Source organism: Rhodococcus sp. IC4_135 (assembly GCF_011602025.1).
GTDB lineage: Bacteria > Actinomycetota > Actinomycetes > Mycobacteriales > Mycobacteriaceae > Rhodococcus_F > Rhodococcus_F baikonurensis.
Window position 1 is genome coordinate 205,356 of sequence record NZ_JAAOLG010000010.1, and the last position, 23,286, is coordinate 228,641.

17 protein-coding genes are annotated in these 23,286 nt (G+C 61.4%); 12 read left to right on the forward strand and 5 right to left on the reverse strand.

Annotated features, from left to right (window positions below; genetic code table 11):
* Nucleotide 1: 1 nt before the first annotated feature.
* The 7 genes from G8767_RS19710 (at nucleotide 2) to G8767_RS19740 (ending at nucleotide 9,875) form a co-directional block, all read left to right on the forward strand.
* Nucleotides 2-1,300: a haloacid dehalogenase-like hydrolase gene (locus tag G8767_RS19710; protein ID WP_166811282.1), complete on the forward strand. Its 1,299-nt coding sequence runs from the start codon at nucleotides 2-4 to the stop codon at nucleotides 1,298-1,300.
* A 142-nt stretch (nucleotides 1,301-1,442) separates the two neighbouring features.
* A complete protein-coding gene (locus G8767_RS19715; protein ID WP_166811284.1) occupies nucleotides 1,443-1,982 on the forward strand; it encodes a hypothetical protein in 540 nt (179 codons plus the stop codon).
* 330 nt (nucleotides 1,983-2,312) lie between these two features.
* On the forward strand, nucleotides 2,313-3,590 hold the full coding sequence (locus tag G8767_RS19720) for an MFS transporter (RefSeq protein ID WP_095970468.1): 1,278 nt from the start codon (nucleotides 2,313-2,315) through the stop codon (nucleotides 3,588-3,590).
* 207 nt (nucleotides 3,591-3,797) lie between these two features.
* Nucleotides 3,798-5,435 carry an AMP-binding protein gene (locus G8767_RS19725; RefSeq protein ID WP_166811286.1) on the forward strand — a complete coding sequence of 546 codons (1,638 nt, stop codon included), beginning with the start codon at nucleotides 3,798-3,800 and terminating at the stop codon, nucleotides 5,433-5,435.
* A 4-nt stretch (nucleotides 5,436-5,439) separates the two neighbouring features.
* Nucleotides 5,440-7,107: a helix-turn-helix domain-containing protein gene (locus G8767_RS19730; RefSeq protein ID WP_166811288.1), complete on the forward strand. Its 1,668-nt coding sequence runs from the start codon at nucleotides 5,440-5,442 to the stop codon at nucleotides 7,105-7,107.
* Between the two features lie 108 nt (nucleotides 7,108-7,215).
* Nucleotides 7,216-8,715 carry an aldehyde dehydrogenase family protein gene (locus G8767_RS19735; protein WP_095970285.1) on the forward strand — a complete coding sequence of 500 codons (1,500 nt, stop codon included), beginning with the start codon at nucleotides 7,216-7,218 and terminating at the stop codon, nucleotides 8,713-8,715.
* 47 nt (nucleotides 8,716-8,762) lie between these two features.
* Nucleotides 8,763-9,875 carry an NDMA-dependent alcohol dehydrogenase gene (locus tag G8767_RS19740; RefSeq protein WP_019744235.1) on the forward strand — a complete coding sequence of 371 codons (1,113 nt, stop codon included), beginning with the start codon at nucleotides 8,763-8,765 and terminating at the stop codon, nucleotides 9,873-9,875.
* Nucleotides 9,876-9,929: 54 nt separating this feature from the next.
* Here the strand turns inward: G8767_RS19740 and G8767_RS19745 are convergent, their stop codons facing one another.
* Nucleotides 9,930-11,378: a hypothetical protein gene (locus G8767_RS19745; RefSeq protein ID WP_166811290.1), complete on the reverse strand. Its 1,449-nt coding sequence runs from the start codon at nucleotides 11,376-11,378 to the stop codon at nucleotides 9,930-9,932.
* Between the two features lie 224 nt (nucleotides 11,379-11,602).
* Here G8767_RS19745 and G8767_RS19750 point away from each other — a divergent pair, with 224 nt between their 5' ends.
* The 3 genes from G8767_RS19750 to G8767_RS19760 all read left to right on the forward strand — a co-directional run bounded on the left by G8767_RS19750 (nucleotide 11,603) and on the right by G8767_RS19760 (nucleotide 16,785).
* Nucleotides 11,603-13,849, forward strand: a complete 2,247-nt coding sequence (locus G8767_RS19750; protein WP_166811320.1) for an MMPL family transporter — start codon at nucleotides 11,603-11,605, stop codon at nucleotides 13,847-13,849.
* Nucleotides 13,850-14,032: 183 nt separating this feature from the next.
* Nucleotides 14,033-15,424 (forward strand): hypothetical protein, encoded by a 1,392-nt coding sequence (locus G8767_RS19755; RefSeq protein WP_166811292.1) that lies wholly within the window; start codon nucleotides 14,033-14,035, stop codon nucleotides 15,422-15,424.
* A complete protein-coding gene (locus G8767_RS19760; protein WP_166811294.1) occupies nucleotides 15,421-16,785 on the forward strand; it encodes a PQQ-binding-like beta-propeller repeat protein in 1,365 nt (454 codons plus the stop codon). Before G8767_RS19755 ends, G8767_RS19760 begins: the two co-directional genes overlap by 4 nt.
* Nucleotides 16,786-16,830: 45 nt before the next feature.
* On the opposite strand, the gene G8767_RS19765 is transcribed toward G8767_RS19760, so the two are convergent.
* Together G8767_RS19765 and dctA are read right to left on the reverse strand one after the other, a co-directional pair.
* On the reverse strand, nucleotides 16,831-17,703 hold the full coding sequence (locus G8767_RS19765) for a glycosyltransferase family A protein (RefSeq protein WP_235171711.1): 873 nt from the start codon (nucleotides 17,701-17,703) through the stop codon (nucleotides 16,831-16,833).
* A gap of 533 nt (nucleotides 17,704-18,236) precedes the next feature.
* Nucleotides 18,237-19,634: a C4-dicarboxylate transporter DctA gene (gene dctA, locus G8767_RS19770; RefSeq protein ID WP_166811298.1), complete on the reverse strand. Its 1,398-nt coding sequence runs from the start codon at nucleotides 19,632-19,634 to the stop codon at nucleotides 18,237-18,239.
* Between the two features lie 188 nt (nucleotides 19,635-19,822).
* On the opposite strand from dctA, the gene G8767_RS19775 reads away from it, so the two are divergent.
* Nucleotides 19,823-20,083, forward strand: a complete 261-nt coding sequence (locus tag G8767_RS19775; RefSeq protein ID WP_003942027.1) for a GlsB/YeaQ/YmgE family stress response membrane protein — start codon at nucleotides 19,823-19,825, stop codon at nucleotides 20,081-20,083.
* Nucleotides 20,084-20,203: 120 nt separating this feature from the next.
* Here G8767_RS19775 and G8767_RS19780 read toward each other — a convergent pair whose 3' ends face one another.
* Both G8767_RS19780 and G8767_RS19785 read right to left on the reverse strand, forming a co-directional pair.
* Nucleotides 20,204-20,935 carry a GTP pyrophosphokinase family protein gene (locus G8767_RS19780; protein ID WP_007730187.1) on the reverse strand — a complete coding sequence of 244 codons (732 nt, stop codon included), beginning with the start codon at nucleotides 20,933-20,935 and terminating at the stop codon, nucleotides 20,204-20,206.
* A 63-nt stretch (nucleotides 20,936-20,998) separates the two neighbouring features.
* A complete protein-coding gene (locus G8767_RS19785; protein WP_003941968.1) occupies nucleotides 20,999-21,598 on the reverse strand; it encodes a TetR/AcrR family transcriptional regulator in 600 nt (199 codons plus the stop codon).
* Nucleotides 21,599-21,696: 98 nt separating this feature from the next.
* Here G8767_RS19785 and G8767_RS19790 point away from each other — a divergent pair, with 98 nt between their 5' ends.
* On the forward strand, nucleotides 21,697-23,286 hold the full coding sequence (locus tag G8767_RS19790; protein ID WP_166811300.1) for a carboxyl transferase domain-containing protein: 1,590 nt from the start codon (nucleotides 21,697-21,699) through the stop codon (nucleotides 23,284-23,286).

Below are 23,286 nucleotides of genomic sequence, written 5' to 3' on the forward strand. Positions count from 1 at the left end.
GATGTTCCGTTCGCTGCATGCCCGCGCCCTGTGCGCGTTGGCCGTAGGTAGTGTCCTGTTGAGTGCAACTGCATGTAGTTCGGCCGAGAGCGCTACGAAAGAGGATGCAGCGCAGAGTGGTTCATCCTGCGCGGCGTTGGATCCCAGTCTGGCGTGGTACGGCGACAACCGTGTGAGGTTGGATGCCATGATGACGGAGTTCGGAACGTGTGGAGCTGCGGGTGATGTCGATGACGGTGCTCCGTTGGCGCTCTTCGACTGGGACAACACAGTTGTCAAGAACGACATCGGAAGCGCCACTGCATTCTGGATGATCAAGAACAACAAGGTGTTACAGCCCGCCGGGGGCGACTGGGTAACCACCAGTCGCTTCATGACTCCAGCAGGCGCTGCCGCCCTTTCCGCCGCGTGTGGCTCGGAGACCGCCCCGGGTCAACCCCTGGCAACCAGCACCGACGTCGACTGCGCGGACGAGATCGTTGCGGTGCTCGAGGAGAAGACGCGCGACGGTCAGGCCGCATTCGACGGCTACGATCACCGCCGGACCAAGGCCGCGTATGCGTGGGCCGTGCAGTTGATGGCGGGGCACACCGAGGATGAGGTCACCGAGTACGCGCGCGCAGCGCGAGCCGAGAATCTCGCTGCTGCAGAAGGATCCGATCAGACCGTCGGTACCACGGAGGTCGACGGCTCGGTGCGCTACTACGCGCAGATCGAAGATTTGGTGAAGTCTCTCGGCGCTCATGGGTTCGACGTGCGGATCATCTCCGCCTCGGCTGAACCAGTTGTTCGAGTCTGGGCGGAACAGCTGGGATTGGACGCCGATCACGTGATGGGCGTGCGTCCCATCGTCGAGGGCGGGGTTCTGTCCGGGCGCCTGCGTGGATGTGGTGGCGTTGCGGACGGTGACGACTCGGTCATTCCGTACATCGACGGCAAGCGGTGCCAGGTCAACGAGGTTGTCTACGGGGTCCAAGGGCCTACGGCGTTCGAGCAGTTGCCTGCCGATCGGCGTCAGGTGTTTGCTGCCGGTGATTCCGTCACCGACGTGACTTTTCTCGGAGATGCGACCGGTGCGCGTCTGGTGATCAACCGGAACAATCCCGAACTGATGTGCAACGCCTACGACAACAGTGACGGGAAATGGCTGGTCAACCCCATGTTCATCGAACCGAAAGCACAGGCGGATGCTCCCTATCACTGCTCGACCGAGGCCTACACCGACGCGGCCGGGGCCAAAGGCGCCGTGACTCGTGCGGACGGCAGCGTGATCCCCGATCAGGTCGATTCCGTTGCCTGATAGGCGGCTTGTCGCAGTGACTTCACAACGATCGATCAGCGTGTGATCTGATTCTGTCGAGCCCTTTGTCGGGCTGCGGAGACCCAGGGGTGTCCGCTGACATGCTGGAGCCGCAGAGGCGGCACGTGAGTAGGAGAAATCGATGGCCTTCGCTGGCAACGTGGACGAATTGGCGCTGCTTCAAGCAGTACGTCTCAAGGAGCGGGTCGGAGCGGTGGTCCTGGCCGAGCACTTGGGCGTCAGCGCAGCGTCCGGTCAAGCTGCGTACGACGCACTTGTCGAGCAGGGCAAAGCGGTCGAATCGGACGACGCCATCAGCCTGACCGAGAAGGGCTTGTCAGAACTCGAAGATCAATTGGACGCTGAGCGGGTCTCGATCGACGAGGACTCCATCGGTGAGGTGTACGAGGCGTTCCTTCCCTTGGACGCCGAGTTCGTCGCACTCGTCGACGGCGCAGACGCGGATTCCCTTGCAGAGCTGGATCGCCGGGCGGCAAACCTGTTCGACGATCTGTCGGCTTTCGTTCCGCGGTTGTCTCGTTACCAGGATCTCTTCTCGGACGCTCTCGCGAAAGTTCAAGCGGGGGAGTCCAAGTGGATTTCGGAACCGATCATCGACTCCTATGCCACGGTGTGGGGGGAGATCCGTCAGGAGCTGTTCGGGGCTGCCGGTAAGGCTTGATCCGTAGCGTTCTACCCTGACGCCGTTCACAATGGGCCGTCCGATTCGTGAGAACGAATCGGACGGCCTGTGGCATGTCAGCGGCCGTGAAACTCGTTACCATTGCATACAAGTCGTGACTCAGATCACTTCACCCCCTTTCGGGGGTAGTGCGGGGGTGAGCCACATCACTACCTTTCCTCTTATCGACGGTGATGCCCACAGGGCGACACCACGGGACCACGGAGGAATCGAGTGACCACAGTCTCTCCCACGGGCGGCACCAGTGCCGCCGGCGCCGGGGGTGCGAGTGCCGCAGGTGCGACGCAACCCCCGCAGAACACCACCAGTGTGCGGCGCGTCGCGATCGCGAGCTGCATCGGCACGACCATCGAGTTCTACGACTTCTTCATCTACGGAACCGCTGCGGCACTTGTCTTTCCGACGGTATTCTTCCCCGCGCTCGGTGCCACTGCGGGAACCGTCGCATCGTTTGCGACCTTCGCAGTCGCATTCATCGCGCGGCCCGTCGGCGCAATGCTGTTCGGACACTTCGGTGATCGCATCGGTCGCAAGAAGACTCTGATCTCGACGCTCCTGCTCATGGGTATCTCGACGCTCCTGATCGGCTTGCTGCCCGGTGCGGCAACCATCGGTGTTGCGGCTCCGATCATCCTGGTGCTCTTGCGATTCGGCCAAGGCTTCGCGGTCGGTGGCGAATGGGCGGGCGCAACCCTGCTCACCGCGGAATACGCCCCACCGGGCAAACGTGGTCTGTATGCGATGTTCCCGCAGCTCGGCCCCGCAATCGCTTTCGTTCTCTCGAGCAGTACCTTCCTCATCACCGGCGCTGTTCTCGGCGATACCAATCAGGCCTTCCTCGACTACGGCTGGCGTATCCCGTTCCTGTTCTCCATCGTGTTGGTCGGCATCGGCCTCTACATGCGACTCGCTATCGAGGAGACCCCGGTCTTCAAGGCGGAGCAGGCAGAGCGCGTGGCCGAGCAGAAGAACGAAGCACCTCGCACCCTCCCGTTCCTGGATGCCTGGCGATTCCAGACCAAGGAAATCCTGCTCTCGGCCGGCGCCCTCGCTTGCCTGTTCGCGTTCTTCTACATGGGCACGGCTTTCCTCACGAGCTACGGAACCAAGACCCTCGGCTTCTCTCGTCCGTTCGTTCTGTCGGTCGGTATCGCGTCGGCCTTCGTCTTCGGTGCGGCGATCATCGTTTCCGCCTTGTACTCGGACCGCATCGGGCGTCGCAAGGTCATCATGATCTCTTGTGGTCTGGCTGTGGTGTGGGCGCTCGTTCTGTTCCCGCTCCTGGACACCGGAACACCGATCGCGTTCATCCTCGGAATGTTCGGCACGCTGATGATCTTCGGAATCGCGTACGGCCCCTGCGGTGCGCTGCTTCCGGAAATGTTCCAGACCCGCTACCGCTACACCGGTGCCGGCCTCGGCTACAACCTCGCCGGAGTGCTCGGCGGCGCAGTGCCGCCGCTGATCGCCGCACCGCTGGCCTCGGCCTACGGGAGCATGGCCATCGGAATCATGCTGGCAATCCTCGGTGTGGTGAGTCTGGTCTGCACCTGGGCGCTCGTCGAGACCAAGGATCACGCCCTGTAAACACTGTGCGCCTTTATTAACCGCCGGCGGTTGATAAAGGCGCACATTAGTCGGGTGGGGTGTCCGGACTTCGAACAGTTACGGACACCCTGCACCGGGAAGTATGTCGTGCATCACACCGAATCGAGTAAATTCGTAGATGAGAGGGTCCGCCGATGCGGCCCCTCTCATAGGTGCCTGAACAGGTAACCGGAGAGGACAGAACACATGAGTACGCCGCTGCCCAGCTATACGTCCGGAGTATGGGACGGTCCGATGCTGGGCGACACCATCGGAGACAACCTGGATCGCACGGTTGCCGCGCACGGTGACCGTGATGCGTTGATCGACCATGCCAGCGGTCGACGATGGACGTACCGAGAGTTCGCCGAACAGGTGAACGGGCTCGCTGCCGGACTCCTTTCCCGTGGTGTGGGGAAGGGTGATCGGGTGGGGATCTGGGCTCCCAACTGTCCGGAGTGGACGTTCACGCAGTACGCGACGGCAAAGATCGGGGCGATCCTGGTCAACATCAACCCGGCATACCGCTCGCACGAGTTGCAGTACGTGCTCGAGCAGGCCGGAATCTCGACCCTGGTGTCGGCGGCCAGCTTCAAGACCTCGGACTACGCGTCGATGATCGAGACAGTGCGGCCGCAGTGCCCGGATCTGACGTCGGTGCTCCTGCTCGGCTCACCCGAGTGGGACGCCGTGCTTGCAGACGGGTTGGCGGCGCAGGCCAGCGATCCGGCTCCGCTCGCAGCTGCCCAGGCTGCGCTGTCGGCGGACGATGCGATCAACATCCAATACACCTCGGGCACTACCGGTTTCCCGAAGGGTGCGACGCTCAGCCACCACAACATTCTCAACAACGGCTACTTCGTCGGCGAGTTGTGCCACTACAGCGAGATCGATCGGGTGTGCATCCCGGTACCGTTCTACCACTGCTTCGGCATGGTGATGGGCAACCTTGCGTGCACCAGTCACGGTGCTGCCATGGTCATTCCGGGCCCGGCATTCGATCCGCACGCTTCGCTCGAAGCCGTCCAGGCCGAAAAGTGCACATCTCTCTACGGCGTTCCGACGATGTTCATCGCAGAGTTGGCTTTGCCGGACTTCGAGAGCTTCGATCTGTCGAGCCTTCGTACCGGCATCATGGCTGGTTCGCCCTGCCCGGTAGAGGTGATGAAGCAGGTCATCGATCGGATGGGCATGGCAGAGGTGTCCATCTGCTACGGCATGACGGAGACGTCGCCGGTGTCGCTGCAGACTCGCTCTGACGATTCGATCGCGCAACGCACCGAAACGGTCGGGCGGGTGGGGCCGCACCTCGAGATCAAGATCGTCGATCCGGCAACAGGATTGACGGTGCCGCGCGGCGAACCTGGTGAGCTGTGCACGCGTGGTTACTCGGTCATGCTCGGCTACTGGGAGAACCCGGAGAAGACTGCCGAGGCGATCGACGCTGCCAGGTGGATGCACACCGGAGACATCGGAGTCATGGACGAGGCGGGGTACGTCGCCATCACCGGACGCATCAAGGACATGGTCATTCGCGGTGGTGAGAACGTCTATCCGCGTGAGATCGAGGAGTTCCTCTACACCCACCCCGACATTCTCGACGCGCAGGTCATCGGTGTGCCCGATGCTAAGTACGGCGAGGAATTGATGGTGTGGGTCCAGATGCGCGAAGGTGCAGACGATCTGGACGCCGATTCGGTCCGTGCCTTCTGCACCGGCAAACTCGCGCACTACAAGATTCCGCGTTACGTCCATGTCGTGGACGAGTTCCCGATGACAGTCACGGGCAAGGTTCGCAAGATCGCAATGCGAGAACAGGCGATCGAATTGATCGGTCAGGCCTGAGAGTATGTCCGCGAACCCAGGGGAGCGTGAGCCGGTACGCCCCGAGATCGCGCTCTCCTGGAAGCGCTCTCGACTCAGTGGCCTCGATCCGTCGTCGGCAATCGCCGTGGACACCGAGGAGCAGGACGGCGAGTCGCGTCTACTCCGGGCCGCCGCACCCGTGCTCGACGAGGTGTCGCAACAGATCGCGGGCACCGGGTTCTGTGTGCTGCTGGCCGATCGGGATTGCCGAGTGGTGGCCTCGGTGTACTCCGACAGCCGCGTCGAGCGGACGATCGAGCGGTTGGGTGTTGTCAACGGTTCACGCTTCGGTGAAGAGCACGCCGGCACCAATGCGCTCGGCACGCCGCTCGAGGTCGGACGAAGTGTCGTGATCCACGGTGACGAGCATTTTCTCGACAGCCTCAAGGGATTGAGTTGCTACGGCCAGCCGATCCTGCATCCCGTCACACGTCGCGTCGAAGGCATTCTCGACATGACCGGCGTTGTCTCGCAGGCTAACCCACTGTTCGCGCCCTTCCTTGCGCGTGCGGCAGCAGACATCGAGAAACGGCTGCTCGAAGGCTCCAAAGCGTCGGAGCAGCGGTTGGTCGACGCGTTTCAGCGAGTGTCACATCAACGCCACATCGCCGTCGCGGCCATCGGTGACGACATCCTGCTGAGCAACCGAACCGCCTTGGATCTGCTCGACACCGCCGACCACGTATCGCTGCGTTCCTTGATTGCCGACCTCAACCCGGACCAATCACGATTGGTGACAGTAGAATTGGCGTCCGGTGCGCTGGCGCGAGTTCAAGCCGACCGGATTTCCGGCGCCGACGGCGGTGCGCTCTTCCTGGTCGAACCGCTCCAGCGGGAACGGGCACCGATCCGCCGAACTCACGAGCGTGCACCGTCTCCGGGCGAGCGTCTGCGTCGAGACCTGTTGCGAGCGCGGGCGGGTTCTACCGCCGTGGCAATCTCGGGTGAAGCGGGTTCCGGCCGAAGCTCGGCAGCATCAGACGTCGTCGGCAGTGTTGATGCGAGTTGGCTCGACGCCACGCGAATCGCATTCGACGGCCGTGAGCAATGGGTCACCGATCTCGTGCGAGCCGCTCGTAAGCGTTCGGGCGTCGTGGTGATCGAACAGGTCCAACTCCTTCCGGACTCGGTGTTGCCGCTGGTCGCAGACCTGATCGATGCCAGCGCCGAGGGGCCGAGGATCGTACTGACCAGCGGCGCGGTCGCGGATCTACCGCCGGCAATCGCGTCGCTCATCTCGCGTTGTGCCTCCAGAATTGCCATCAGCCCACTGCGCGAGAGACAAGCCGAGATCGCCGAGTTGGCGCAGGCGATGTTGGAGGGGATCTCGCCCGAACTGAGGTTGACCGCCAGCGCCGCCGAAGCGCTCGCGGCGGCCAGCTGGCCGGGCAATCTGGCCGAATTGCGCGTCGTACTCCATCGCGCCTCGGGCGATCGCTCGAGCAATCGCATCGACGTCGCAGATCTGCCCGAGGACTATCGCACCACCACCAAGGTGTCGCGGTTGGCCGGGCGGGAGAAGGCCGAGCGTCAGGCGATCATCGGAGCGTTGAAAGACTGCGGCGGCAACAAGGTTCACGCGTCGGCACAGCTCGGAATCAGCCGAAGCACTCTCTACACACGCATGCGGGCTCTCGATATCACTGTGTAATTTTCTGTCCGATTCCAGTTGTACAAAGTTCGGACAGTTAGCACCCCTGGAAGCGCGGAAGTATGGCGTGCATCACATTCGCACCTCACTACTTCAGGGGAGTTTCCGATGACGGCAGTAGCCGAACACACCATCAGTTCCGCGGTACAGGGTTTCCTGAACGGATCGAAGAAGCTCTACATCGGCGGCGAATTCGTCGACGCCGCTTCGGGGCAGACCTTCGCGACGTACAACCCGGCTGACGGACAGAAGCTCGCAGACGTGGCGCACGGGCAAGCCGAAGACATCGACCGCGCGGTGCGCGCCGCTCGCACAGCCTTCGAAGACGGCCCCTGGTCACGTATGAAGGCAAACGAGCGCGAGCGGATGATCTGGCGTGTCGGCGACATTCTCACCGCCCGCGCCGAAGAATTCGGCCAGCTCGAAGCTCTCGACAACGGCAAGTCCGTTGCCATCGCCACTGCCGTCGACGTTGCATGGGCCGCAGACGTTTTCCGCTACTACGCTGGCTGGGCCACCAAGATCGAAGGCAGCACCGTCAACGTGTCGATGCCCTTCTCTCCGGGAGGCGAGTTCCACGCCTACACACTCCGTGAGGCAATCGGCGTCTGCGGACTGATCGTGCCGTGGAACTTCCCGCTGCTGATGTCGTCGTGGAAACTCGCCCCCGCTCTCGCTGCCGGCAACACGGTGATCCTCAAGCCCGCCGAGCAGACCCCGCTCACCGCGCTCCTTCTCGCAGAGGTCTTCGAAGAAGCCGGCTTCCCGCCGGGCGTCGTCAACATCGTTCCCGGCTTCGGTGATGCTGGTGCTGCACTGTCCGGCCACGACGACGTGGACAAGGTCGCGTTCACCGGTTCCACCGAGGTGGGCAAGAAGATCGTGGACGCCGCCAAGGGCAATCTGAAGAAGGTCACGCTCGAACTCGGTGGCAAGAGCCCCAATATCGTGTTCGCCGACGCGGATTTCGATTCCGCAGTGGAGGGTTCGCTCAACGCCTGGCTGTTCAACCACGGACAGTGCTGCGTTGCGGGCACACGCCTGTACGTCGAGGACACCATCTTCGAGAAGTTCACCGAGGCCGTCGCGCACGCAGCGAGCCAGGTCAAGATCGGACCCGGCCTCGATCCCACCACCCAGCTCGGACCGCTGGTCTCGCAGGAGCAGTTCGACAAGGTGACCGGCTACCTGCGTGAGGGAATCGCCGACGGCGCACGCGCACTCACCGGCGGTAACCGCTGGGGCGATCAGGGCTACTTCGTCGAGCCCACCGTCTTCGTCGACGTCAAGCCCGAATTCTCCATCGTTCAGGAGGAGATCTTCGGACCCGTCGTGGCGGCGCTGCCGTTCAACGCGGACGACGGACCGATCACTGCCGCAAACGATTCCATCTACGGCCTTGCCGCCGGCATCTGGACCCGGGACATTTCCAAGGCTCACCGCACGGCAAAGCGTCTGAAGGCCGGCTCGGTGTGGATCAATCAGTACAACGGATTCGACACCGCAATGCCCTTCGGTGGATACAAGCAGTCGGGTTGGGGCCGCGAGCTCGGCGCTTCCGCCATCGATCTCTACACCCAGACCAAGGCCGTCAACATCGCCCTCTGATCGACCCCATCGCTCATTCTCTCGTCCGACAATCAAGGAGATCACCAGTGAAGACTAAAGCTGCTGTACTGCTCGAGCCCGGAAAGCCTTTCGAGATCATGGAACTCGACCTCGACGGACCGGGCGTGGGTGAGGTACTCATCAAGTACACCGCTGCCGGATTGTGCCATTCGGATCTGCACCTGACCGACGGTGATCTCCCGCCGCGGTACCCGATCGTCGGCGGACATGAAGGCTCGGGCATCATCGAAGAGGTCGGACCCGGCGTCACGAAGGTCAAGCCGGGCGACCACGTCGTCTGCAGCTTCATTCCCAACTGTGGCACCTGTCGCTATTGCTCGACCGGTCGCCAGAACCTGTGCGACATGGGTGCCACCATCCTCGAAGGTTCCATGACGGACGGGTCCTTCCGTTTCCACGGCAACGGAATGGATTTCGGCGGAATGTGCATGCTCGGAACGTTCTCCGAGCGAGCGACCATCTCCCAGCACTCGGTAGTCAAGATCGACGACTGGCTTCCGTTGGAGACAGCAGTGGTGGTCGGCTGCGGCGTGCCGTCGGGTTGGGGAACGGCCGTCAACGCCGGTAACCTCCGCGCCGGTGACACTGCGGTGATCTACGGCATCGGTGGCCTCGGCATCAACGCCGTTCAGGGCGCCGTTTCGGCCGGCTGCAAGTACGTCGTGGTGGTCGACCCGGTTGCTCTCAAGCGTGAGACCGCGCTGAAGTTCGGTGCCACGCATGCCTTTGCGGATGCCGAGAGCGCTGCTGCCAAGGTCAACGAGCTGACCTGGGGACAGGGCGCCGACGCTGCGCTCATCCTTGTCGGCACCGTCGACGAGGACGTGGTCAGTGCAGCGACAGCAGTGATCGGCAAGGGCGGCACCGTGGTGATCACCGGTCTCGCCGATCCGGCCAAGTTGACTGTTCACGTGTCGGGAACCGATCTGACGCTGAATCAGAAGACGATCAAGGGCACGCTGTTCGGATCCATGAATCCGCAGTACGACATCGTGCGTCTGCTCCGTCTCTACGATGCCGGTCAGCTCAAGCTCGACGAACTGATCACCAATACCTACAGCCTTGAAGACGTCAACCAGGGCTACCAGGATCTGCGTGACGGCAAGAACATCCGTGGCGTGATCATTCACGACAAGTAGGACAACTGCTGTGCGCCTTTATTAACCGCGGGCGGTTAATAAAGGCGCACAGCGCTATTTCTTGGCTTTCGACAAAATCTGCATCAACTGAAGTAGTGCCGAGAACTTCGCGAACACCGAGCGCGAGACCACCGGGCCGAAAGCCGCGGTGTCTGTTGCGTCGAACGCGTCGAGCAGATCGCGGAAGCTTTCGACCTGCTTGACCGTCGCGTCGAGATCGACGTGCGTGACGGCGCCGGCATCACGCAGAGCGAGTAGGTACTGCGGCGCCGTCACCAAGGCGACTGCCGGTATCTTCCGCTCGAACAGTGGTTCACCCTCACCGAAGTGAATGACCGGTCCCGGCGCCACGATTCGGCGATCGCCCGCTCCGATGTCGCGCCACAGTGGTGCAACGATGTCGTGTACTTCCCGACTTGTTGCGTAAAGCAGTTCCGGCTCCGGACTGGTCTCCAAGGCATAGCTGCCGGTCGAGGTGTCTTCGGTATCGCCCAGTGCACCGAGGTGTTCGATCGCGATCCCGGCCACTGCTCGCGCCTGACCGGCTTCGCCCTTCCACATCTCGGGGTGCGCTTCGAGCCAGGTGGACGTTGCCTGCCCGTGCTTGGACACCGCCGGAATTCGAAGGTGGCCGGTCGTCAGGACGAAAACGTACGACCGTCGATGCGGCTGCGCGACGGCGTGCCGTGCCAAAGCCAACATTCCCAGATGCCCGTTCTCCTCGACGCCGTTGGTTCCGTCGCTGTGAGTGATGAGCAGAATTGTCTCTTCCGGTGATGTCCCCGGGGATACCGCCCACACGGTGTCGGTCCGGGTGCCTGGATGCAGAGTTGCATCCAGAACCAGAGTCGCCCGCTGGCCGGAACGCGCTGCAGCGACAACCTTCCTGCCCTCGTCGCCGGCCACCCAGACGGCGGGAATGTCGTGGTACGGCTGCGTGAACGGAAGATATTGTCCCAGCGCGTTGTCCGGAGCAATGTCTCGCCAAACTGCGATCACGCCGAGCACTCCGGCCTTGCGAGCCTTGTCGAGTTTCGGGCCCAGAAGAGTTGCGGAGAGAACCGGATTTCGAAGAGTCTCGTCGGTGGCGATCGGACCCCACTCGCTGACCAGGAGCTTGCGGGGAAGATCGATGTGCGGGACCTCGATCACTGCGATCGCGCCTTTGGCCGCGGACCATTTGGGGCGTCGCGCGCTGACGTAGACCAGGGGAGCGGAGATTCCCTGTGGTCCGGTCAATCCGGAGTAGGGGAATGCGGACGAAACGTTGATCGGCCCCGTCGGCAATTCGATGCGAAGTCCGTCAGATGTCGCCGGTAGATCCCAACGTTCGAAAGTGTGTGAATCACGCCGGACTTCGAGGCCCAGTTCGGTCAGTTCGTTCGCGACTTCTTCCACCACCGCGTGGTGTGCAGGCGATCCCGTCAATCGTGGGCCGAGCGCGTCGAGTCGCCGTTGGCCGGCAAGGAGGTGATCGCGATCGACGGCCTGGCCGTGATTCATGGGATTGCCTTTCGTACTGCGTGACGTCTGCTCTGGTGAGGCGCCTGCCCGTGTCGTGTCCACGGTACCGAGCGGTCTGAAAAGGAGAAGGAGAGCGCGCCGGATATGCCGTTTTCGCAGATATACCGGGTGCCAACGGGCCGATCGGTCCGTACCGTATGACCTTGGCACCGAAAGACCCCGTGTTCTTCGGACAGACCAGTCCACGGCGAGAGAGGCCTACGTTGGCTACGTATCTTTACAGGTTGGGGAAGTTCGCTTTCCGCCACAAGTATCTTGTGGTGGCCGCGTGGATTATCGTGATCGCGGTGGTGGGGGGCGCTATCAGCGCCACAAATCCGACGTTCTCCAAGGAATTCAATCTTCCGGGCACCGATTCACAGCGTGCGACCGAGTTGATGAACGAGAACTTTGCAGCTGCAGCGGAGCAGCAAACTCAGGCGTCGACCAGCATTCTCATCGCGGCAGACGACGGACTTGCCGCACACAGCGATCAGATCGACCAGTTGATCGCGCAGGCGAAGACGTTGCCGGACATCGTCGATCCCGAGAAGATCGTCAATCCGGTCACTCTCGCGGAGACCAATCCAGCGGTGGCGTCAGCCGTTCTCGGCGACAACGGCAAGGTCGGGCTGATCCAGCTCAATCAGTCGATTCGCATCGAGGATCAGACGCAGGCCAACAAGACTGCGTTCCTCGATTTGATGGCAAAATTCCGCTCCGGTGGTCTGCAAGTCGAAGGAACTGGTTCGATGATGCAGGTGCAGGCCGCGGGCGGCCTGTCGGAGATGCTCGGCTTCGCGGTGGCGTTCATCGTGATGATCGTGGCGTTCGGCGCCCTCATCGCGGCCTTCATTCCGTTGTTCACTGCAATTCTGGGAATTGCGCTGGCGACTCTGACGGTCACACTCGGCTCGGGCTTCTTCGACATCAACGAAGGCGTCACGGGAATCGTCACGATGATCGGCATCGCAGTCTCGATCGACTATGCGTTGTTCATCGTGTCGCGCTACCGCAGTGAGCTCAACCTGGGCGGAAGCAGGGAAGCGGCAGCCGGGCGGGCAGTAGGTACTGCCGGTTCGTCTGTCGTATTCGCAGGCCTGACAGTGGTGGTTGCGCTGGCAGCCCTGGCGGTGGTCGGGGTTCCGATGATCACGCAGATGGGAATCTCGGCAGCGGTTGCCGTCATCATCGCTGTGCTCGGCGCAATCACATTGATCCCAGCGGTTCTGGGTATCTTCGGTCGGTTCGCGTTCTCGCCTCGTATCCCCGGGCTGCGCCACGGTGACGAGCCCGAGACGATGGAATCCAACGGGCATCGCTGGGCCAAGATAGTCACCAAGTACCCGTGGCCGATCGCGGGTGCTGCGCTGGTGCTTCTGGTGATCGCGGCTATTCCGATGACGAAGCTCGAACTCGGACTCTCGTTCACTCAGGACGAAGAGCGACCGGCACTTGCCCTGCTGCAACGTGGGTTCGGTGAAGGCGTCAACGGCGAATTGTTCGTCGTGCTCGACGCTCCGGACGGCACCGACATCACCGCGATTGCCGAAGGCACTGTCGCGCACATCAAGGGCCTCGACAACGTCGCAACGCCGGATCAGTTGATGTGGGTCGGAAACGGACCCGACGCGGCAAACCCGATGGCGGGCGCCAACTCTGCGCTCATCGCGGTCACCCCACAGATGTCGCCGAGCGGTCCCGAAACCCACGAGCTGATGAATCAGATCCGGGATTACGGATCGACGGTGAAGTCGGAAGGCGCAGAACTCGGTGTAGCGGGTCAAACCGCGATCGTTGCCGACATGTCGTCGAAGCTCAGTTCCGCGCTCATCCCGTATCTCATCGTGGTGGTCGGGCTGGCGTTCATCATCATGATGGTCGTCTTCCGCTCGATCCTGGTGCCGCTGACCGCAACTCTCGGATTCCTGTTCTCCGTCTGCGCGACCTTCGGCGCCACGGTGGCCATTTTCCAGGAGGGCGACTTCGGGCTGATCGAGCACACACAACCGATCATCTCGTTCCTGCCGATCTTCATGATCGGTGTGGTTTTCGGGTTGGCGATGGACTATCAAGTGTTCCTCGTGACGCGAATGCGCGAGGAATACGTGCACGGATTGTCGGCCAAGGACGCCATCATCTCCGGCTACACCCATGGTGCTCGCGTGGTCGCGTCGGCGGCCATCATCATGATCTCCGTGTTCGGCGCATTCATGCTGTCCTCGGAGACGACAAGCAAGATGATGGGCTTCGGTCTCGCGGCGGCAGTCTTCTTCGACGCCTTCATCATCCGCATGATCGTGATCCCTGCGGTCATGTCGATTCTCGGTGATTCGGCGTGGAAGTTGCCGGCGTGGCTCGACAAGATCCTGCCGAACGTCGACATCGAGGGTGAAGCGATTCGGCGAATTCCGATCGAGCAGGATCCGGATTCCGATCCAGACCCGAATCAGGTGCCTGTGAGGGTGTAAGCACTCAGGTCGTCAGAACGGGGTGCCGGTTGCACAGCAACTGGCACCCCGTTCTTGTGCGTTCATACGGCGCGAGCGCGATAGGAAACCATCCGGTTGGTAACAAAAATCGCTGTGATCGCGACAGGACTTCCAGAGGCGACGCGCATCGGGGGCGAGCCGAGACGGTGACTGCGAGGGTACGTGTCGAAGGAGCAAACCGATTCGAGTCGGGCCGAGAAGTGGACCTTCGCGCTGACGGTCGTCTCCCTGATCGCCGGCGGGACAGTGGTTGCCGGGCTGGTGGATCGTTGGAGCAGTTCGCCGTCCGATGACATCTCGGTAGCTTCGTCTTCGTCGATCAGCATGACGTCCACACCGGACGAGATGGCGCCGGAGGACGTGCCTGAATTCTCGTACGTCACGCCGAGCGCGGTGTACCCGACAACCATTTCAGGTTGTGAGAGTGTCGAAGCGCCAGAGGAGGATTCGTTCTTCTCCTACATTCTGGACGGTTCTGACACGTACGACGATCCGCGCTTTCCGTGGTTCTCGAGCGCCAAGGCAGCCGCGATGTCCGACGCGGTCAAACAGGCGCTCCCGAAAGATGTCGAGCTGAAGTTCGCCAGCCCGGGTAATTCGCTGCAGTTCGGGCCGATCTCTGCACCTTCGAACACAGATGGGCTGCCCGAGGGATTCTCGCTCGAGGAGTTGGCGTCCACCACAGCGTCCGGGACGCTGATTCGGGACGGGAAGATCGGCGCGCTCAGCCTGATGCTGCACTCGAGTTCTGATCAGATCCCATCGTGTGTCGCGGGGTCGCTCGTCGAACGTCGGGTGCTGGCCGACCAGTCTGTGGTGGATCTGCAGGATACGTGGACCGAAACCAATGGTGTACGCACCCTTAATCGGTCGGCAATGTTGTACGGCGCCGACGGGACCCGGATTCAGGCGTATGTCAACGACACGAACAACGACGGAGGTAGGGACGCCGAGAGTTCCGGCGTGGTGCCACTGACGCTCGACGAACTTGCAACCCTTGTCGCCATGCCACAACTGCTGATCACGACGCCTGTTCCCCCGGGCACTGCCCCGCTTCAGACTGATTGCGGCGGTTGGGCGGACGAGTCATCTGGGCGGGAACTGGATCGAGGAATCGTCGACGCGCTCGGCGACGCGCTCCGATCGGGTTGGCACGCAGCTGCGCCAGGCGGGCCTGACCTCGGCAGTCAGCTGGGTGATCTGGTTCTGGCCGAAAACGACACCACCACCGCGTGCCAGGATCTCGTTGCGCGGTCGGACGGCAACGAGTCACGCCTCAGTATCTCGATTACCAGTGGGCAGCCGCTTCCTACGCCGCCGAACAAGTACGACCCTTCTTACGACGGGCATCCGCTCTCAATGGTGACCGCCGAGGACGGGTCCGTGATCGAACGTGATGAGAGTCGCTGGGAGAATGTCCACAGGTCTGTAGTAGTTACCCACCCCGGTGGGACGCAAGTAACGGTGAGCTCGTCGGCCGAGGCCCCGAACGTGCCGATGACGTTCGAGCAGTTGGAGTTTCTCGCGACGATCGACGGCCTGGAGATTCGATGACCACCAGATTCTCCCCGAAGACGCGCCTTCGGATCGCAGCCGCTGTAGCCGTAGTCACCGTCACTGCCGCCATCGCCACGGTGGTCACGTCGACGAGTTCCGAACCGACAGCGATCTCGTCGCCGCTATGGAGCGTCGAGGCCTCCGAGATTCTCGGGCGCGAGTTCGCGATATTTCGGAGCCCACTCGTGGGAACCGAATTCAACATGGACATGGGTGGATTCATCGACGCCGGATCACTTGTGGTCACGATGATCGGTATGCCTGATCGTCAGGCGTATTCGTTGGACGACGCGGAATTGGTCGGATTGGACGCCGAGGACGGCGCTGTCCGTTGGCGCACGTCGGCGGTCGACATCGGTGGTTGTTCCGAAACCTTGCTCGGCGACTCGTTGCTGTGTTTCTCCGGGCCGTACGTATCCGGTGGTTCGTACTCGCTGTTCGACATCGAGACTGGAGAGCGACGAGACATCAAGACGCCGTGGGCGCCGATCATTGCGGTTGTCTCGGGTGACACAGTCCTCGCGCTCGAAGGTGATATCGAGAGCAACGACGTTCGCGTGCACAGCGGAACGGTCGACGATCCGGAAGCGAACTGGTCCAAGGCGTTCGACATCGGTGGATCGTGGGAAGACGGATACGTCGATCGTATGATGTCAGTTCACGGTGATCTGGGTGTGATCACTCTCGACGAGTCTCTGGGATTCGATCTGAAGACGGGCGAACAGCGCTGGGTGCACGGTTACTCCACCTGCTCGACCGCGCACACATCGTCTGACGGCGTGACCTTGGTGTCGGATGGCGGTTGCGAAGGCAATGGCCGTCCGACAAGTGAGTACGCGCTCGATCCGCACGGGCGCGAGTTCGCCAGGACGGACGAACTCCCCTCGGAGTCCTCGTATTTCGGGGGGCGGTACAGCCGAGATGATCCCGCGGGAGGATCGACTCCGATTATATTGGGACACAGTGGTTTCGACCGGAAATCTGGCGAGAAACTATGGACCAACAGCGAGGTGTTCGATGCCGCGCAGTCGTTGGCGGTGATCGGCAACGTGGTCGCCGTGACTCGTTCCGGTTCCGAGCCCGAGGTCCAGTTCGTGGACCTCTTCACCGGTGAGGTCCTGTGGCGATCGAACGCCGAGCGCGCCGGAGAGATCGTCTGGCACGGGGATGTCGTCGTCGACGACGGCAATGTCTACGGAACAGATATCAGGACCGGCCAACGGAGTTGGGAGGTTCAAGTGGAGCGGGACGGGGACGACGAGTTCACCCCCTGGGCGATGCCGCGGGAGCTGTGGGCGGGGGACAAGGTGCTGTTGCGCTCGAGCGAAGATCGAATCACAGCGTTGAAACTGTCGTGAAATTCGGTGGCTGCGAATCTGTGGTGAGGAGCGGAACTCGATGGGCTACTGGTGAACTGGCATGATTCGACCTTTCGACATGCCGAACAAGCGCCTGAACTCCAGGCGCTCCTGCTCGAAATTGTAGATGCGGTAGACGGGCCACACGAGCGCGTGGAGCATCGAGTCGCCCCAGATGGTCAGTTTGAGGCGCCAATTCATGATGTTGTGAAGGTGCAGAACCGATTCGGATGCTTGGTTGTACTTCAGGTACTCCAACGGAGGGGTTTCACCGCGTCGACCGGACGTTTCTGCTCGCATGTCGGCGATCTGACCGATCGTCATCCCTTCCTCTCGAAGGCACAGTGAAAGGTCGATATCTTCGTGGATGTCCGGTCGGTCACTGACTTGCTCGCGGACGGACAGCCATGCGCTCTTTCTGATCGCCATGTTCGCTCCGGCGACAGCGAGTACTTGACGTTCGCAATCGAACTTCCCCTGCTTCACCTGCCTGTCCAGTGCGTAGCGGTGGATTCGAGCAAACGGCGATTCGAAGAGGTAGGTGAGTCCGGCAACCGCTGAATGAGCGGTGCTGCGTTGGAAGAAACTCTTGACCGCATCTGCCCATCCCGGTTGTACCCGTGTGTCCGCGTCGATACGACCGATGATGTTGCCGGTCGAGGCGTCGAAGCCCGCGTTCCGGGCGTGTACGACGCCTTGGCGGGCCTCGAAGACATATCTGACTTTGTCGTACTTCTCGGCGAACTCCTGGATGATCGATGCGGTACCGTCCGTCGAGTTGTTGTCGACAATCAGAATCTCATCGATTTCCGACTGGGTCAGTAGACGCTCGATGCAGCCGGAAACCGCGTTCTCTTCGTTGAATACCGGAACAACCACCGAAAGTCGATTAGTGGACAAGTGTTCAATATCCTGCATGGGTGCGGTCACTGTATTCCTTTGCTGGGCAATTGGGTCCAGTCCTTCGCAAAGGTTACGATAGCAATAGGTGACCATTCGGACAATTTGAACCGATGGCCATATGATCAATCCCGCAACAGCTTATTGCGGGAAACTATCAGCATAAGTGCAGCTGGCACGGCATAAATGCATGCAGAAGAAGGCTTTCAGAACTGATTGATTTTTACCCACTCGAGTCTATTCGTCGGTTGAACACCGGACTTTAGTCCTTTTAATTCCGGCAAATATAATGCTGCCCGTTCGCTGATTTGTGAATCGCCACTGCGGCAACCTCCTGGCAATATCTAGATGTCGCAAGTCGCTTTTCAGTGAAAGTGGAGTCGGTGCAGCGCAAGTGCCATATTTGTAGATTCAACGGACCCTTGACGGCAAGGTTGCCGCCATCTGCAAATATTTGCTTTTGTAGCTGTCGGTCTGGATTTTCCAGTGAAGTCTGCCCCCGCGACTCTTCAGCACCGATCTCCGATGTGCAAACAGCAGCCGGCACCTACCTATCGGGTCAGGATGCCTTCGGTTTCGGGTGCCGGAACGGTTTTCCCCGTGATCGGATCGACTTCCTCGAGCGGTGGAACGTCTTCTCCGTCGAGCACTCGGCGCATGCGCTCCTTATCGAGCTGCCCCTCCCAATTGGCGACCACGAAGGTTGCGACACAATTTCCGAGCAGGTTCACCGACACCCGCATCGAGTCCATGATTCGATCGGCGCCCAGTAGAAGAGCGACGGCGGCGACCGGAATTGCGCCGTGACCGATTGCGGCCACGGTGGCGGACAGTGCCAGGAATGACGATCCCGGCACGCCGGCCATTCCCTTCGACGTGAGCATCAGTACCAGGACGGCAGTGATCTGTTCACCGAGTGTCAGGTCCACGCCGAGTGCCTGAGCCAGAAACAGCATGCAGATCGACAGGTACAGCGTCGCGCCGTCGAGATTGAACGAGTAGCCGGTCGGCACCACCAATCCTGTTGTCGTGCGCGAGCATCCGGCGTTGGTGAGCTTGACCATGATTCGGGGCAGGACTACTTCGGTCGACGCCGTTCCCAACGCGAGGAAGAGTTCGTCCTTGATGTACCTGACGAACTTCCACAGGTTCACGCCCGCGAAGTACCTGACTATCGCGGCCAGGATGAGGATGAACAGGACGGCCGCGAGATAGCATGCGGCGATCAGCTTTCCGTAACTTCCGAGCGAAGCGATCCCGTACTGGCCGACGATGTACGCCATCGCGCCCAAAGCGCCCAACGGCGCCAGTCTCATGATCCAGCCGATGATCGTGAAGAACAAATGGCTCAGACGATCGACGAGTTCGAACACGATCGGTGGTCCACTCTCGCCTGCCTTGGCCAAGGCGAGCCCGAACAGTACGGCGAAGAAAAGGACTTGGAGGAGTGCGTTTTCGGCGAAGGCAGAGACGATAGACACCGGAATGATGTTGAGCAGGAATTCGACGGTGTGGGGTAGTTCGCCACTTCCGGTCTTGGCGGCCACGGCGGCCGCACCGTTCGCCAGCGTCTCCGGATCGATGTTGAATCCCGCACCTGGTTTCATCAGATTTCCGATGAGCAGTCCGAACAACAGGGCGAAAGTGGTGACGACCTCGAAGTAGATGAGAGCCTTGACGCCGATGCGCCCCACCGCTTTCAGATCGCCGACGTGGGCGATCCCGATCACTACGGTGCAGAAGATGATCGGCGCGATCAGCATTTTGATCAGCCTGATGAACCCGTCGGCAAGGGGTTTGAGATTCGCGCCAAATTCCGGCCACAACCAGCCGATGAGAACACCGATGACGATAGCGGCGATCAATTGCACGAACAGTGATCGGTACCAGGGAGGCTTGTTGGCAAGTCGCGCGAGCTCGCTGTTCGGCAGTTTTACGGAAGTGGGCATGGACGAGAACGGTAGGTCTGCTCGATTGCGAAAAAATAACTCGCGAATGTCGTAGATGTAACGCGTCGAGGTTGCATCTCGGACAACAATTCGGTCAACAAGCGACAGTTGTGTGTGACTGTGGTTATTGTTTCCCTGAGCGGTGATCTTCCGTCCGCGTGCATGCACGACGTGTGAGAGGGGCTGTCATGGGGCAAATTATCGGAACCATCATTTTCGGCGCAGTCATCGGAATCCTGGCTCGTCTCGTACTGCCAGGTAAGCAGCAGTACGGCATGATCGTGACCGTCGTGCTGGGTATCGCCGGAGCGCTTATCGGGTACTGGGTTTGGGGAGCGATCTCGGACAAGGGCGATACGGGTGGAATCGACTGGATCCGCTGGATCATCAGCATCGCCGCGGCGGCCGTGCTGTCGATCGGCTACAGCGCCGTCACTGGCAAGAAATAGCAAGCCAACGCAATTCTTTTTGTTTGCCCTAGTTTTCCGACCCCAGTTGTGAGCGAACGGCACTCTCGTCGCCTCAGGTGCGCCGAAAGGCGCGTTCGCTCAGGGGAGGGGTGCCTAAATTCAGAGCGCCCGTCGCTGCAGATGCAGCGCCTCGAGGAACTGGGCAGGCAGATCCTGCTCGAGGATTTCGTCGTCAGGATGCGGTAGCGCTTTGATCTTCGCGAACTCGTCGTTGAGGCGTTCCATCTTGACGTCGAGGCGGTGTGCCGCGGCAGCAGCCTCGGTGAGTTCGTCGAGGAGCTCGACGGGAACCTCGCGGTTGTACTTGTAGTAGATCTTGTGTTCGAGGCTCGCCCAGAAATCCATCGCGATGGTGCGGATCTGGAGTTCGATCGGAACGTGCCGGACGCGGTCACTCATGAAAACCGGGACCTCGACGATCAAGTGCAGGCTCTTGTAGCCGTTGGGTTTCGGATCGGCGATGTAGTCCTCGCGCTCGATCACCCGAAGGTCCGTCTGGCTGGTGAGCATCTCGGCGATGCGGTACGTGTCGGAAATGAAGCTGCAGGTGATGCGCACGCCGGCGATGTCGAAGATGTTCTTCGAGATGTCGTCGATCGTGAGCGGGATGTTCAGGCGTTGAGCCTTACGCAGGATGCTGTCCGGCGACTTGACTCGTGACGTCACGTGTTCGATGGGGCTGTACTGATTGATGTGAGTGAACTCGTCCTTGAGGATGTTCACCTTGGTCATCAGTTCGGAGATTCCGAATTGGTACAACATCATGAAGCGGGAGAACTCGGTCCGCAGTTCGGCGAAATCGGCCCGGCTGACCCCACTGCTGTCTTCCACGTTCGGCACCCTCATCTGTTAGCTGGTGTAACCAGTCTGCCACCGATTGTGCCGTGTCCGGTTTCAGTGGGTGCGCAGTGCGGCGAGTGTCATATCCCGCAGGACGCGGCGTGCGCGTGCCGGCGAAGCGGGGTTGGCGCTGTGAGGGGTCGAGTTGATCAGACCGAAGGTGGCGTGCGCTTTGATGCGCGCATCCGCCTGATCGAGTTGGGGATCGAGTTGCTCGAGCACACCGACCCAGACCTCGACGTACTTGCGCTGTGTTTGGCGTACTTGTCGACGCGCGTCGGCCGGCAGGCTTTCGAGGTCGCGGTCCTGGATGCGGATCAGGTCCGGCTCGCCGAGCGCGAAGTCGAGGTGGAACTCCACCAGTGCGTCGAGAGCAGCGCTCGGTGAGTCCGCTGCCTCTGCGGCCGCTGATCCGCCTTCGTGCAGTCGTGTGCTGATGCCGACGAGAAGTTCCACGAGGACGGCATCCTTGTTGGGGAAATGCCGGTACACGGCCGGGCCGCTGATGCCGACGGCCGCGCCGAGGTCTTCGAGTCGCACACTCACGAATCCGCGCTCGGCGATCAACCGGGCGGCGGCGTCCAAGAGTTGACGACGACGGTCGGCCTTCATCTGATCGCGTCGCGTCGGAGCTGCTACCTGCTCAGAGGTCATTCTCTCGATCTTTCTTCGCTTGTGTTCTGGACAACTCAGTTAATCATAGTTAATCTAGTTTCAGTTATCGAGCATTAACTCATGGCGAAGGCGGCGGGATGACTCCCAGTGGAATCACGCAAGGATCGGGCTACCGGTCCGATCACACCGTTCTGGTGGACGAACTGAAGAAGAAACTGGCGCAAGCAGCGCTGGGTGGCAACGAGCGCTCTCGCGAGCGGCACGTGAGCAGGGGGAAGCTGCTGCCGCGAGATCGCGTCGACTCGCTGCTCGATCAGGGCAGCCCGTTCCTCGAGCTGTCCCCGCTGGCGGCCAACGGCCTGTACGACGACGAGTGCCCCGGCGCCGGCGTCATCACCGGTATCGGCCGTGTGTCGGGCCGTGAGTGCGTCATCGTCGCCAACGACGCGACGGTCAAGGGCGGCACCTACTACCCGATGACGGTGAAGAAGCACCTGCGCGCGCAGGAAGTTGCGTTGCAGAACAACCTTCCCTGCATCTACCTCGTCGACTCCGGCGGCGCCTTCCTGCCGCGCCAGGACGAAGTCTTCCCGGACCGCGAGCACTTCGGCCGGATCTTCTACAACCAGGCGACCATGAGCGCCAAGGGGATTCCCCAGATCGCTGCAGTTCTCGGTTCGTGCACCGCGGGCGGCGCTTACGTGCCCGCGATGAGTGACGAAGCAGTGATCGTCCGCAACCAGGGCACGATCTTCCTCGGTGGTCCGCCGCTGGTGAAGGCGGCCACCGGTGAGATCGTCACGGCGGAAGAGCTCGGCGGCGGCGACCTGCACTCCAAGGTTTCCGGCGTCACCGACCACCTGGCCGAGGACGACCGCGACGCACTTCGCATCGTGCGCAACATCATTGCCACACTCGGCCCCCGCTCCGATCGCCCGTGGGACGTCATCTCCACCGTTCCGCCCGTCGCCGATCAGAGCGAGCTCTACGACGTCGTTCCGACCGATCCCCGTACTCCGTACGACGTGCACGAGGTGATCACCAAGCTCGTCGACGGTGGTGCGTTCCAGGAGTTCAAGGCCGAGTACGGCAAGACGCTCGTCACCGGTTTCGCCCACATCGAGGGCCATCCGGTCGGCATCATCGCCAACAACGGCGTGCTCTTCGGCGAATCCGCCATGAAGGGAGCACATTTCATCGAACTGTGCGACAAGCGCAGTGTGCCGCTTCTGTTCCTGCAGAACATCGCGGGCTTCATGGTGGGACGCGATTACGAGGCAGGCGGCATCGCCAAGCACGGCGCCAAGATGGTCACGGCAGTTGCGTGTGCACGGGTCCCCAAGCTGACGGTTGTCATCGGCGGCTCGTACGGCGCCGGCAACTACTCGATGTGTGGACGGGCGTATTCACCTCGCTTCCTGTGGATGTGGCCGAACGCGCGCATCTCGGTCATGGGCGGCGAACAGGCCGCGTCGGTGCTCTCGACCGTTCGTAGTGACCAGCTCGACAGTGCGGGTAATCCGTGGTCGGCCGAGGACGAAGAATCCTTCAAGGCGCCGATCCGCGAGCAGTACGAGGCTCAGGGCAATCCGTACTACTCCACCGCACGGCTGTGGGATGACGGTGTCATCGACCCCGCAGATACCAGAACTGTTCTCGGCCTGGCCCTTTCGGTGTGCGCAAATGCGCCGATCGAGCCGGTCTCCTACGGCGTCTTCCGGATGTGA

What these genes read in the sequence shown, in the direction of transcription:
- dctA (WP_166811298.1), bottom strand. Translation starts at nt 19,634, where the DNA reads ATGCCCACTTCCGTAAAACTGCCGAACAGCGAGCTCGCGCGACTTGCC.
- G8767_RS19730 (WP_166811288.1), top strand. Translation starts at nt 5,440, where the DNA reads ATGTCCGCGAACCCAGGGGAGCGTGAGCCGGTACGCCCCGAGATCGCG.
- G8767_RS19765 (WP_235171711.1), bottom strand. Translation starts at nt 17,703, where the DNA reads ATGCAGGATATTGAACACTTGTCCACTAATCGACTTTCGGTGGTTGTT.
- G8767_RS19715 (WP_166811284.1), top strand. Translation starts at nt 1,443, where the DNA reads ATGGCCTTCGCTGGCAACGTGGACGAATTGGCGCTGCTTCAAGCAGTA.
- G8767_RS19735 (WP_095970285.1), top strand. Translation starts at nt 7,216, where the DNA reads ATGACGGCAGTAGCCGAACACACCATCAGTTCCGCGGTACAGGGTTTC.
- G8767_RS19775 (WP_003942027.1), top strand. Translation starts at nt 19,823, where the DNA reads ATGGGGCAAATTATCGGAACCATCATTTTCGGCGCAGTCATCGGAATC.
- G8767_RS19790 (WP_166811300.1), top strand. Translation starts at nt 21,697, where the DNA reads ATGACTCCCAGTGGAATCACGCAAGGATCGGGCTACCGGTCCGATCAC.
- G8767_RS19710 (WP_166811282.1), top strand. Translation starts at nt 2, where the DNA reads ATGTTCCGTTCGCTGCATGCCCGCGCCCTGTGCGCGTTGGCCGTAGGT.
- G8767_RS19745 (WP_166811290.1), bottom strand. Translation starts at nt 11,378, where the DNA reads ATGAATCACGGCCAGGCCGTCGATCGCGATCACCTCCTTGCCGGCCAA.
- G8767_RS19725 (WP_166811286.1), top strand. Translation starts at nt 3,798, where the DNA reads ATGAGTACGCCGCTGCCCAGCTATACGTCCGGAGTATGGGACGGTCCG.
- G8767_RS19760 (WP_166811294.1), top strand. Translation starts at nt 15,421, where the DNA reads ATGACCACCAGATTCTCCCCGAAGACGCGCCTTCGGATCGCAGCCGCT.
- G8767_RS19785 (WP_003941968.1), bottom strand. Translation starts at nt 21,598, where the DNA reads ATGACCTCTGAGCAGGTAGCAGCTCCGACGCGACGCGATCAGATGAAG.